This window comes from Micromonospora globbae (assembly GCF_036184225.1).
Classification (GTDB): Bacteria; Actinomycetota; Actinomycetes; order Mycobacteriales; family Micromonosporaceae; genus Micromonospora; species Micromonospora globbae.
This window is the reverse complement of record NZ_CP108084.1, coordinates 2,749,771-2,762,307: the sequence shown is the minus strand read 5'-3', so window position 1 is coordinate 2,762,307 and position 12,537 is coordinate 2,749,771. Positions and strand designations below refer to the sequence as shown.

Annotated in this window: 10 protein-coding genes; 5 read left to right on the top strand and 5 right to left on the bottom strand. The window is 68.8% G+C overall.

Features of this window, described 5'->3' with window-relative positions:
* Nucleotides 1–44: 44 nt before the first annotated feature.
* Both OG994_RS12135 and OG994_RS12130 read right to left on the bottom strand, forming a co-directional pair.
* Nucleotides 45–1,823 (bottom strand): VirB4 family type IV secretion system protein, encoded by a 1,779-nt coding sequence (locus OG994_RS12135; RefSeq protein WP_328853273.1) that lies wholly within the window; start codon nt 1,821–1,823, stop codon nt 45–47.
* Nucleotides 1,820–2,722: a PrgI family protein gene (locus OG994_RS12130; protein WP_328853272.1), complete on the bottom strand. Its 903-nt coding sequence runs from the start codon at nt 2,720–2,722 to the stop codon at nt 1,820–1,822. The genes OG994_RS12135 and OG994_RS12130 overlap by 4 nt, the downstream gene beginning before the upstream one ends.
* Here OG994_RS12130 and OG994_RS31570 point away from each other — a divergent pair.
* Together OG994_RS31570 and OG994_RS12125 are read left to right on the top strand one after the other, a co-directional pair.
* Nucleotides 2,680–3,108: a DUF5372 family protein gene (locus tag OG994_RS31570; protein WP_363664000.1), complete on the top strand. Its 429-nt coding sequence runs from the start codon at nt 2,680–2,682 to the stop codon at nt 3,106–3,108. The genes OG994_RS12130 and OG994_RS31570 overlap by 43 nt on opposite strands.
* The gene (locus OG994_RS12125; RefSeq protein ID WP_328853271.1) at nt 3,105–5,144 is read left to right on the top strand and encodes a recombinase family protein; all 2,040 of its coding nucleotides are present in this window, start codon (nt 3,105–3,107) and stop codon (nt 5,142–5,144) included. The genes OG994_RS31570 and OG994_RS12125 overlap by 4 nt, the downstream gene beginning before the upstream one ends.
* Nucleotides 5,145–6,123: 979 nt before the next feature.
* Here the strand turns inward: OG994_RS12125 and OG994_RS12120 are convergent.
* Genes OG994_RS12120 through OG994_RS12110 form a run of 3 tightly spaced genes read right to left on the bottom strand, consistent with a single transcriptional unit; the run spans nt 6,124 to nt 9,065 of the window.
* Entirely contained in the window at nt 6,124–6,618 is a 495-nt protein-coding gene (locus OG994_RS12120; protein WP_328853270.1) for a YciE/YciF ferroxidase family protein, read from the bottom strand.
* Nucleotides 6,619–6,654: 36 nt separating this feature from the next.
* On the bottom strand, nt 6,655–8,724 hold the full coding sequence (locus tag OG994_RS12115) for an amylo-alpha-1,6-glucosidase (protein ID WP_013731292.1): 2,070 nt from the start codon (nt 8,722–8,724) through the stop codon (nt 6,655–6,657).
* The gene (locus OG994_RS12110) at nt 8,721–9,065 is read right to left on the bottom strand and encodes a sterol-binding protein (protein WP_328853269.1); all 345 of its coding nucleotides are present in this window, start codon (nt 9,063–9,065) and stop codon (nt 8,721–8,723) included. The genes OG994_RS12115 and OG994_RS12110 overlap by 4 nt, the downstream gene beginning before the upstream one ends.
* Before the next feature lie 725 nt (nt 9,066–9,790).
* Here OG994_RS12110 and OG994_RS12105 point away from each other — a divergent pair.
* From OG994_RS12105 to OG994_RS12095, 3 genes are all read left to right on the top strand, one after another.
* Entirely contained in the window at nt 9,791–10,474 is a 684-nt protein-coding gene (locus tag OG994_RS12105) for a BON domain-containing protein (protein ID WP_013731290.1), read from the top strand.
* 81 nt (nt 10,475–10,555) lie between these two features.
* Nucleotides 10,556–11,608, top strand: coding sequence for an FAD-dependent oxidoreductase (locus OG994_RS12100; protein WP_328853268.1), 1,053 nt, complete (start codon nt 10,556–10,558; stop codon nt 11,606–11,608).
* Between the two features lie 126 nt (nt 11,609–11,734).
* Nucleotides 11,735–12,241 carry a DUF1440 domain-containing protein gene (locus tag OG994_RS12095; protein WP_120331994.1) on the top strand — a complete coding sequence of 169 codons (507 nt, stop codon included), beginning with the start codon at nt 11,735–11,737 and terminating at the stop codon, nt 12,239–12,241.
* The last annotated feature ends 296 nt before the right edge of the window (nt 12,242–12,537 follow it).

Here is a 12,537-nt window from a genome sequence, read left to right as displayed (position 1 = left end):
CTCGCGGGTCCTCCTGCATCAACGGAGTCGGTGTCGGAACATCCTCAGCGAGGCATCGGCGGATGCGACCGCGGATCAGATTCCCTCAAGCCTGTGACGGCGATCGTGTGCTCGGCGGTTGACCCGACGGCGCGGAAGGGGATGCGTGACCGGCCGGCGACGAGGAGCCCCTCGCCGCGCGGTGCCGACAGCAGCAGCCGCGACTCCCCGGCGGTCAGGTGAAACGCCTCGCTCACGGCGTCGATGGACTGCGGGGACTGGCGCATCAGCACCTGGGTCGCGGCGTTGGACACCACGGCGAGGCCGAGGTCTGTCGACAGCACGTCGGCGGCGTCCTGGGTGATGACACACAGGCCCGCCGCGCGTTTGCGGGCGGCCTTGGCCATCCGGAACAGGAACCTGCTGCCCTCGCCGTCGCGCATCAACAACCAGGCTTCGTCGACCACGACGAGCTGCCGCCGCCGGCGCATGCCCGTGGTCGGGGCGTCGATGCCCGACCAGATCGAGTCCAGCGCGAGCAGCGTCCCGACGGTGCGCAGCTCATCGGGCAGGTGCCGCAGCGACCACACCACCAGATGTCCGTGCCCCCTGGTGGTGGTCGGCCCGTCGAACAGGCTGGCGAAGGTGCCCACCGTCCAGGGCGCGAGCCGGGCGGCGAGCTGCCCGGCAGCCGGGTCGTCATCGCCGGCGAGAGTGGTGGCCAGGTCCCGCAGCAGCGGCGTGGGCCGGGTCCACGTGGCCGGGTCGGCGTTGATCCCCGCCGCCGCGTAGGTGGCGGTGATGGCCCGATCCAGAGCCGCCCGCTCGGTCGGCGAGGGTGGCGCGCCGAGCATGACCGCGATCAGGGTGTGCAGGTAGAGGCCGCGTCGGGTCAGCGTGTCGGGCCGGCTGTCGGCGGGCAGGTCGAGGGGGTTGATCCGCACGCCGGGCTGGCCGAGCTGCACGACCGTGCCGCCGACGTGCGCGGCGAGGGGTGTGTACTCGTCCTCTGGGTCGATGACCGACACCGTCGTGCCCTGGTAGAGGTTGCGCAGGACCTCCAGTTTGACGAAGTACGACTTGCCCGCGCCGGAGCGGGCCAGGACGACCGAGTTGTGGTTGTCCTGCGCCCACCGGTTCCAGATGAGCACGCCGTTGGAGGTGGTGTTGACCCCGTACAGCACGCCTTGCGGTGGGGCGACGACGGCGGGGGCGGGGGCGGCGAGGTCGGCCGAGGCGAGGGGGAACGCTGCGGCCAGGGCGGTGGTGTCGAGGATGCGGCGCATCCGCAGCGGGTCCACGCCGATCGGCAGGGTGGCGATCCAGCCCTGTTGGTGGCGGAACGTCGCCGGTTGCAGGTCGAGCAGCACGCCGGCGGCGGCGGACTTCACACCCGCGGTGACGGTGGCCAGTTCGTCGAGGGTGCGGGCGTGGATGGTGACGTAGATGCCGACCTCGAACAGCTTCGCGGCGCCGCGGGCGACGCGGTCGGCCAGGTCGGCGGCGTCCGCCGCCGCGGCGTCGACCATCGGGTCACCCAACCGCCCCTGGTCGGCGTCGAGGCGGCGGGATGATTCGAGGCGGGCGCGCTGGCGTTTGAGCATCGGCGCGGCCAGCTGCGGTGTGACGGGGTGCAGGTGCACCGCGACGTCGACGCGGGCGGGGTAGGACAGCAGCGGATCGAGCCAGGCGGGGCCGACCTCGGCGGGGTAGCCGGACACCGCGTAAGTGGCGGCGTAGCCGTCGCCGACCTGCACGTGCGATGGGGTGACCGACACTGCGGCCGGGGAGGGCATGCCCTCCCCGGCTGCGACGCTCTTCCTCTTCGGCTTCCAGACGTTCATGGTGTGCTCCGTAGGGTGATCGGGGTTCCGGGCACCGCGCGGGGGCCAGGTACCGGTGGGGAGAACGGGTCGACCGCAGCCGCGAGCGCCGCGGCGACAGCCGGCCCGTCGAGTGCGGTGGCTTCGACACCGAGGCCGGACAGGGCGCGCACGGCGCCCTCGGCGGTGTGCGCGCCGGTGACGACGGCGAGGACCTGGCGGCGCAGCGGATCCCGCTCGCTGTCGAGGTCGAGGAGGAACTGGGCGTAGTCGTCGGCGGCGGCCTGCAACGCCGGATGCGGCAGGCGCGGCGCGTGGTCGACGGTCGCGTGCGCGTACGGGGTCAGGTCGTGCCGCTGCGCGGCCACGACGATCTGCGCCGGCCCGGTCAGCGAGTTGAGGAAGCGGCCGAACCCGTCCAGCAGGGCGCCCTGCTCACCGCCGGTGCGCAGGTGGATGTTCGTGGTGCCGCACGCGATGAGGACCTTGTCGGTGCCCTCGCTGGTGAGCACGCCGGCCGGGGTGACCGACGTGACCGGAGAGCGCAGCGGCGCCGGGACGGCCGGCTGTCCGGCCACGACCGCGACCGTGCTGGCCCGCGCCGCACCGGGGGCGAGTGTGCGCGGGCTGCGGGACAGCGCGAATCCGTGCCGCAGCCACACGTCCAGAGGCAGGCCGTCGCGGCGGCCGAGCGCCACCACGACCGCGAGGGCGAACACGATGACCCCGCCGACGATCCAGAACACGGGCGCCAGCAGGTGCCCGACCGTGCGGTGAAGACCGAACCCGCCCAGGCCGGCGCCGCCGATGATGGCCAGCTGTCGGAACGTCAGCCCGAACGCGATGCGGTCAGGCTCGTTGACATTGGCCGGAACCCGTGCCCTATACAGCCCGTCAGTTGCGTCGGGTTTCGGACTCATTGGTGATCACTCATCCTTTCCATCCGTTGAGGGGGCAGAGCCTGGTTGTGCTGTTTACGCAGCGCAGGCGGCATGGTCTGTTCTTCGTGTGTGAGGTCGAGGGGAGGCGGCGCATCACGGTGGCGCAGGACTGGACCGACCGTGGTGTGCCGGCGTCGTCGGATCGGCTGGCGGTGGAGGGTTTGTCGGCGGCGCGGGCGCTGATCGACAAGATCGATCCAGCGTCGGTGGTGACGGATTCCCATGAACAGGCTCCTGACAGTGATGGGTGTGATGGCAGACCAAGTGGGCCGGGAAGGGGGACAGTTGAGCGGGTGGGACGTTCGCCAGGCCGTGATGGTCGTGGCGAACATGGTCGAGTCGCTGCTGCACGGAGCCGGCGATGAACCCGACCTCGAAGATCACGGCGAGTCACCTGTCCCGGCTGGCGATCGTCTATGTGCGGCAGTCGACGTCGGCGCAGGTGCGGCAGAACACCGAGTCGACGCAGCGCCAGTACGCGCTGGCGTCGACCGCCGCCGAGCTCGGGTGGCTGGCCGAGCAGATCGTCATCGTCGACGCCGACCTGGGCGTGTCCGGGCGGTTCGGGTCCGAGCGGGAGGGCTACCGGGAGATCGTGGCCCGGTTGTGCATGGGGGAGGTCGGCGCGGTGTTCGGCCTGGAGGTGTCCCGGCTGGGCCGCTCGAACGCCGACCTGACGAGGTTGATGGAGCTGGCGCGGCTGACCGACACGCTGCTGATCGACACCGACGGCGTGTACGACCTGGCCAACGTCAACGACCGGATTCTGCTGGGCCTCAAGGGCCAGATGTCGGAGATCGAGCTGCACTTCCTGCTCGGTCGGTTGCACGGGGCGAAGGTGGCCGCGGCGCACCGTGGAGAGCTGCGCCATCCGTTGCCGGTCGGGTACGTCTACGACGAGGACGGCCAGATCGTCAAAGACCCCGACGAGCAGGTCCGCCGCGCCGTGGAGGACCTGTTCGCGGAGTTCCAGCGGACGGGCTCGGCGTTGAAGACTGTCCGCGCGTTCCACGAAACGGGGCGGTTGTTCCCGCAGCGGGCCTGGGCCGGGGCGTGGGCGGGGACGATCAAGTGGGGCAAGCTCACCCACGCTCGGGTAGCGCAGGCGCTGAAGAACCCGACCTATGCCGGTGTCTACACCTTCGGCAAGACCCGCGAAGTACGGCGGGTGCTGCCCGACGGCACGGTGCGCTCCACCCGCCGACGCCGGGCACGAGAAGACTGGGCGGTCCTGATTCAGGATCACCACGAGGGGTATGTGACCTGGGCGGAGTTCCTGGCCACGGAGGCCAAGCTCGCGGCGAACAACACCGGGCGCGGGGCCCGGCCGGTGCGGGAAGGCACCGCCCTGTGTCAGGGCATCATCCTGTGTGGTACCTGCGGAGGGCGGGTCGGGACCCGCTGCAGCCGCAAGGACAGCAAGGTGACCTACCTGTGTGCCGAGCCCACCGCCGGCTGCCGGACCGTCATCGCCGACACCGTCGACGACGCGGTCGCCGCGTTGCTGCTGAAAACCGTGACCCCGCAACAGATCCAGGTCGCGTTAGCCGCCGCGGATGAGGTCGCCGACCGGCAGGTGCGCACCCACAGGGCCGCTGAACTGGCCGTGGAACGGGCCCGCTACGAGGCCGACCGCGCCGAACGCGCCTTCGGCCAGGTCGAGCCGGAAAACCGTTTGGTGGCAAAGACATTGGAGTCGCGGTGGGAGGCCAAACTCGCCGCTCTCGCCGAGGCGGAGGCCGCGCTGGCGACCGCCCGCGCGGTCAAACCGCCGGTGCCGGACCACGACGCACTGCGCGCCCTGGCCGCCGATCTGCCCCGGCTGTGGGATGCGCCGACCACCAGTCCACGTGACCGCAAGCGCCTGCTACGCACGCTGATCGCCGACGTCACGCTCCTGCTAGAGCAGGATTCCGACATCGTTCGGATCGGCGTGCGCTGGCACACCGGCGCCACCGACGAGCTCGTCGTGCAACGGCGCGGGCCCGGCCGCACTCCGCCCGAGGCACTGGAGATCATCCGCAAGCATGGTGCCACCCACAGCAACGTGCAGATCGCCAAGATGCTCAACGACGCCGGCCTGCGGACCGGCAAGAACCTGCGCTTCACCCCTCGCCACGTCGCGGGGGTGCGCGGCATCTACAAGATCTTCACGTCGCGGACGATGGCCGTGCGGGACGGGGAGATCAGCGTCAAACAGGCCGCCCAGCTGCTGGGCATCCCCGCCGACGCGATCTACAACTGGCTGCGCCACGGGCAGGTCCCCGCCCACAGCCGCGCGAGACGCTGGTGCATCCCCTGGGACTCCGCGACGCAGGAGGTCTACCGGAAGAAGGTCGCGGGCTCGTTCCGGCTCAAGCCGAACCCGCCCGTGGCCGCCACCGGCGATGCCGGCAGCTAGCTCGTGCGCGGGGCCGGGTGTGTCACGCCCAGGCTCGTCGCGGCCTGGAACATCTCGACCCAATGGCCGACGCCATCGCCGTACGGCTGCTCACGCAGGCCCCTGCGGCTCGACCCTGGCCTACGAGATCGCGTTCCTCGTACGTACTCTGCCGTTCTGCTCACCATCGGGCAGCCGTCGACGACCCGCATCGGACGCCACTAGATGATTGAGTCCGAAGTCTGTACGGCAGCGTGGGCTTGACTCGGACGCGGCGAAGGGTATCGCGTACGACCATTGACCAGCCCGAACTTCGGACTCAATCATCTAAAGTCTGGCCGAGCTGGTCTACCTGGGACTGGAGTTCCAGAGATCCTTCGCGCCTCGAACACCCCCGCGCGGGGGTCGGATGCGACGCCGCGCACGTCAGCACATCCCGTCGGCGCGACCTGCTCGGCCGGCCGGTGGAGCAGGTCGCGCAGGCACCGGACCGGACCACCCTCCACCATCCGGCGGACTGGACGCACCGTCCGGCCCACTCGCAGATCGACGGATCACCGATACCCGGTACGGCCTTCGTCGACAACGCTGGGCGTGATGGCCGCGCCGACTGCGCCTCCCGAAGGCTCCTCTACCGAGATTGCCCACGCTGGCGCCTACTGTCCTGGACAGCCGGTATAGGTGTACCGCAATGCATGGCAGCCCGGAGTAGTTCTTGACGCATCTCCGCGCGCGGTGCTGGTCCGCTACCGCTACTACGGACGGGCACTCGGCGTCGACACTGTTCTGCCCTATCAGGTGGCTCCACGCGACGAAGCGGACCCACTCATCGATGGCACCACCCCTTGAACCGCCGGATGTCACGTTGCGCACGGGTCGGCCGACGCGGATAGCACCGCCTTTTCCATGTTCGCTGGCGGGCGAACACGCGGGGCAGGTTGGCATGCCGTTCAAGGTGCGCTTGACGCATCCGTCGGCGTCACGGTCGGTCGTGGACGGTTCACGTGGTGGTGGCGAGGAGTTGTTCGCTGAGGGTTTGGTTGAGTTTTCTCAGCTGTTGTGAGGTTTCCGTCTTTTCGATGAGGTTCTTGAGGAGGCACTGGGTGCAGGTCACGGCGGCGATGGCGGTGGCCCAGTCGGTGAGGCTTTCGTAGCCGGCGATGGCGAGCTTGGTGATGCGTTGAGCGGCGTTGAGAGCGTACAGGTCACGGACGGCGTCGTTGTGGGGGGTGCGGAGGAAGACTTGGAAATCGTCCTGGACTCCGCGGATGGGCGCGGATCGGGTCTGCAGGGGTGCGGTGCCGAGGTGGCGCAGGCAGGCGTCGATCCGATCGGAGTGGCGCTCGCTGGCGTCGGCCATGTCCTCGATGATGCGTTTGAGCGTGCTGTCCTGGATGCGGGTGCCGATCAGGAGACCGAGAATGGAACGCACCTGGTGTTCCAGGTCCTGCATGGCCGCGAGCTCGTAGAAGAAGATCTCGTTGGCGGTCTTCACCGCTTCACCCTCCTTTGGCCGGTGCCGGCCCTTTCATCAGCTGCGGGAGGCGCTGTCTCGTTCGTTGTGGTTGGTGTCCGGTCGTCGGCGGCCGAGGGCGTCGACGACTCCCCAACGGCCGGGGATGTCCAGCAGTTCGATGCGGTTGATGCTGTCGGGGAGCGCCGGGTCGACGACGAGATGGTCACCGTGGGGTTGCAGGCCGAGTAGCACCCGTATGAGCAGCAGCGGCGTTCCGGCGGACCACGCCTGCGGGCTGCAGGCGGTGGGGTACTGCACGGGGTACTTCGTTCGTTTCCGATCGTATCCGGCGAACGCCTCCGGAAGGCGGCCTTGGAAGTATCGGGCGGCGTCGAGCATCGCCTGGCAGACGAGGGCGGCTTCCTCCCGGAACCCGTAGCGCCACAGGCCCCAGGCGATGATCGAGTTGTCGAACGGCCACACCGTCCCGACGTGGTATCCGAGGTGGTTGTAGCGGCCGTTACCGGTGGCGAGGGTACGGATTCCCCAGCCGGAGAACAGCCGCGGCCCGAGCAGGTGGCCGACGATATCGGCGGCCCGCTGCTGGTCGACGATGCCGCTCCAGAGCAGATGCCCAATGTTCGACGACAGGGCATCGACCTGCCCGCCCTCGGCATCCAGGGCCAGGGCGTAATACCGTCCGTCGCCGACCCAGAAGTCGCGGTTGAACCGGTCCTTGAGCTCGGCCGCCTCGTGTTCCAGCCGCTGCGCGTAGGCGGGATCGTCCCACAGCAGCCGGGCGAGCCGGGCGCCGCGCATCTTCGCGTCGTAGGCGTACCCCTGCAACTCGCAGGTGGCTCTCGGGAAGCCGGGCAGCCGGCCGTCGGCGTAGGAGATCGAGTCCCAGGAGTCCTTCCAGCACTGATTCTGCAATCCTGTCTCGGGGTTGCGCGTCTGGTACCACACGTATCCGGTGCCGAGCAGGTCGCCGTAGGTGTCGATCCAGTCGAGTGCCGCGCGGGCCTCCATCTCGAAACGTTTCGCAAGCGTGTCGTCGCCGGTCCACCGGTGGTACTCGTCGAGAAGGATCACGAACAGCATCGTCGAGTCGGCGGAGCCGAAGTAGGGCGAGTGCGGTTGTTCTTCGAAGCCCGCTGACTCTCCGTAGCGCAGTTCGTGCAGGATCTTGCCGGGCTCCTCGTCGCGGAAGTCATCGAAACGGGACCCTTGGGCCAGTGCCAGCGCGGTGATGGTCGGCGGCGTGAGACGCGGCAGGAAGGGCAGGGACTGCAGGCAGGTGAACATGCTGTCGCGGCCGAACAGGGTCATGAACCACGGCAGGCCAGCGGCGACCAGGTGAGTGGCGGTGCTGACCGAGGTGTACCGCAACGCGGCGAGGTCCGTGAGGCTTCGACGGTAGGTGGACGTGAGCGTCTCGCTGTCGCTAACCAGCCGCGGTGTGGCATCCAGCCATCTGGTCAGCGCCTCGGCGATCTGCGCCGCGGACCGGGGACGGTGCAGACGCAGGCTGTCCCGGAAGTCCCGCCCCTGCGCGCCCAGGATGTTCGTCGCCACATGGAAACGGGTGCGCCACTCCGCGTGCGCGGGAACCTGAATCCGGAAAGTCATGCCGTGCTCATCGACATCGCCGGCCACGCTGCTAGACACCACCGTCTGGCGTTCGAAGCTGCCCCGACGGTAGGTGAAACACAGCAGGCCGTCGCGGACGGTGACGGTGACCGGCGCGACCTTGCGGGTCGGGTTCTTGATCTCGAACAAGTCCGCGAAATCCGCGCCCATCTCGACCCTGACCACCAGTTCCGCCGGCTCGTTGCCCTCGTTGAGCACCGCGAGATCCTCATCGAAGCTCCCGCCGATCGTGCGGTGACGGATCACGGAGATGTCGGTGTCCACGTAGTGGGTCGGCTCACCGGGCACCAGGAAGAACCGGCTCTCGTAGTACTGCAGGTCATCCACTGACAACGCGGTGAGCCGGCCACCGTCGATGGTCAACTGCCAGGTGGACAAGAAGCGGGTGTCGTAGGAGAACAAGCCCGTGGGAAAGGCCGGCGAGGGATCGACATCCCCCTGCCGGTCGCTGACCAGAAACGTGTTGCCGTCAAGAATGTTGACCAACGGCTTCATGCCCGCTCCGCTGGTGTGCTGCGGGCGACGGTCTCGTCCATCCGCTCCCGCCAACGACTGCCACCGACCACGTCCCTCGGGTCACCCGACCCTGGCGCGGAGGGAAAAAACCGCCTGAACACCAACAACAGCGCGACTTCCCCCACCACCGTCGCCTCGTTACGCAGCAACGCGGCGATCAACTGATCAGCGCCCGTGATCAAGTCGTGGAACAGGTCAGCCGACAGCACCACCGTGGCATCGGCCGGCTCGCTGCCCCTGTCCACGACGACAGCCCGGTCACGCATCGCCACCCGCCAGAACTCCCCGCCGTCACCCTTCTCCACCTTGATCAACACCACGCCGGCGACCCAGCAGGGAAGCACCCGCCCCGCCCGAGACGACAGAGACCGGAAAAACGTCTCCCGCTCCCGTGTGAGCTCCCGTCTCGAGGGCGGCATGCTCCCATCGTAGGCGCGACACGAGCCACCACCCGGACGAACGCCGAACCCGCACGACACGAGGCGTCAGCCTCAGCCCCGTCAACAACACCCGTGCGTATGCCCGGGGCTGTCTCGCTAACGGTCCCGTCCCCGCAACTGTGGTGATTCACTCGTTAGCGCGCCGACCCGATGTGCGTCCACCCGCACGAGTACGGGTGGTTCACAGTGAAGCCGACACGCGAACTTTTGGGCGCCACAGTGATCCGGCACCTGGCCACCAAGGGCCTGTCTCGCTAACGGCTCTGTCTTTGGCAGCGACGCGCCCCACCCCGGTTACACAGTCAAGATCACCAACAGCATCCGGACTTCGTGCCAGAGCCAGATTCAACTGACCGTTGACAGGCCGCCGCTTGACGAACCCATAGGGACACCCCCCGGTTCAACGGGAATGTCCGGCGGAAGCGAAGCGGCGTATGCGGGCTCTCGTCGGCGCAGAATCCGGACCCCTATAACGGAGGGTACGGGTTCTCGTCCCCGAAACTGTGGTGATTCGCTCGTTAGCGCGACGTCCCGATGTACCTCCACCCGCACGAGTGCGGGTGGTTCACAGTGAAGCCGACGACGCGAACTTTGGAAGGAGCGCGATGACCACCACGACGATGGCTCGGACGGATGAGCAGTTGCAGCGGGATGTGCTGGCCGAGATGCATTGGGACGCCCGCGTCCACCCGAACGAGATCGGCGTGTCTGCCAAGGACGGTGTGGTGACCCTGACCGGATGGGTGGACTCGTACGTGAAGAAGTGGGCGGCCGAGGAGGCGGCGCACCGGGTGCGGGGCGTGAAGGCGGTCGCCAACGACCTCGAAGTGCGGCTACCGACCGCGGCGGAACGCACCGACGCGGACCTGGCGGCCGCAGCGACCCGGGCCCTGGAATGGGACGCGCTGGTGCCGAGCCAGAACATCCACGTCACCGTCACCAAGGGCTGGGTGACCCTCAGTGGCGAGGTCGAGTGGGAATTCCAGCGGCGCTCCGCGAAGCGGGCGGTACGGCGTCTGTCGGGAGTACGGGGAGTCACGAATCAGATCTCACTGCGACCCCGGGTCAAGGTGGACGTGGCGGCGGCGCGAGACAGGATCGAAGAGGCTCTCATTCGCGCCGTGGACACGCCCGGCGAACGGCTGAGCGTGACCATCGAGGGCGACAAGGTCGTCCTGACCGGCGTGGTCCGGTCCTGGCGCGAACGCGAAGAAGCCGCACGGGTCGCCTGGTCAACGCCCGGCGTGATGTCGGTGGAGAACCGGATCGTTGTCATGCCCGACGCCTGACGACGACGGCGCCCTGCAGTTCGGCCCGGTGGTGGTGAGTGACGCCGAGGGTGCTGGGTGTGGACGACTTCGCCCGACGGCGTGGACACCAACCGGTACGCCATCGTGCTGATCGACATGCACACCCGCCGCCCGTCGATGTCCTGCCCGACACCCTCGCCGCCTGGCTGCGCGAGCACCCCCCGGCGTCGAGATCATCTGCCGGGATCGAGGCGGCAGTTTCGCCGAGAGCGCCCGCAAGGGGCACCGGACGCGATTCAGGCCGCCGACCGGTGGCACCACCTGCTGAAGAACCTCAGCGACACCGTCGAGAAGATCGTCTGCGGGCACCGACAGTGTCTGCGCACACACACCGATACTATACCCGCCCTGGCCACGCCGGCGGCGGTTGAACCGGTCCGGGCGGGACGACGGGCCCACCCAGAAAACGATCACTCATCGCGTACGACCATTGACCACTACTCACTCACCCTCACCACCAGTACCGGCACCCTGGAGTTGGCCGCCGAGCAGCTGCTGGTCGCCACCGGCCGCCGCCCCCTCACCGGCGGCCTGAACCTCGACCAGGTGGGGGTCACGGTCGGCCGGCGGGGCGAGATCATCGTCGACGAGCACCTACGCACCAGCAACCGGCGCATCTGGGCCGCCGGCGACGTCACGGGGCATCCGCAGTTCGTGTACGTGGCGGGCGCACACGGCACCCTGATCGTGGACAACGCCTTCGACGACGCCGACCGCAGCATGGACTACACCCACCTGCCGCGGGTCACCTTCACCACCCCAGCGATCGCCTCAGTCGGGCTCACCGACGCCCAAGCCGCCGAGCAGGGACTGGACTGCGAATGCCGCGTCCTGCCCCTGGACTACGTGCCACGAGCGATCGTCAACCGCGACACCCGCGGCCTCATCAAGATCGTCGCCGAGCGTGGCAACGGCCGCATCCGGGGCGTCCACGCGCTGGCCGACAACGCCGGCGACGTGATCGCCGCCGCCGTCTACGCGGTGCAAGCCGGCATGACCGTGGCGCAGATGGCCGACACCTGGTGCCCCTACCTCACCATGGCCGAAGGCCTGAAACTCGCCGCCCAAACCTTCACCCGCGACGTGGCCAAGCTGTCCTGCTGCGCCTCCTGACCGCCCGCCTAGGACAGCGGCACTGCCGAATTCGGCGCCCTCCTGCACGCCCACGACATCCCCGGGTAGTCACCGGCGAGGCCGGATACCAGCGGCACCGCGCCCACCACCGAAGGAGACCGCACGATGAGGCTCACCGAGACGATCAAGGACCTGGCCGTCGCACCGGCAGCCGGCTACGCGGCGACCAAAGTGATGGACCCGATCAGCATGAAGCTGTACCAGCTCGAATCCGACGCCGACCGCAAGCGGGAAGACACCGCCCGCCCCGGCCTGCCCTACGAGATCGCCGCCGCCAAGACCCTGCGCCTGCTCGGCGTCGACCTACCCGGCACGGCACGGCAGCGGGCGGGGATGGCCATCCACTACGGCCTGGCGATCAGCTGGGCGCCGGTCTACTCGGTGCTACGCCGCACCATCGGCCTCAACCCGGTGCTGGCCGGTCTGGCCTCCGGCGCGGTCATGTCCCTCATCGTCGACGAGGGCCTCACCCCAGCACTACGGTTCTCCGCCCCCAACCGGGCCTACCCCCTGGCCACCCACCTGCGCGGGTTCGTCGCCCACCTCGCCTACGGCCTGACCGTAGCCGCCGTGACCGAAACCGCGTGGAAACTGACCCGCCGACGCCCCTGACCACCAACCACGCAGATCAACCATGCGGCCTCGGCAACCCAGCAGCAGATTGCCCTTCCCGTACACCCGCTGAACCTGACCCGTCTGCCTGGCCACCCGCCGCTCCCCGCGATGGCGTACCCGCCGACGGGCAGGACGGTCTCCTCGCCGAGGATGCCCGCCGTGCGGGGCGTGAACACTCCCGCCCACGCCCCGCACACCACCCTGACAGCGCAGACAGCCCCGCCAACGCGACGACCCCCGAACATCACCAGGCGCGGTCAACCCCACTCACTCGTTGGACACTTGCCGACATC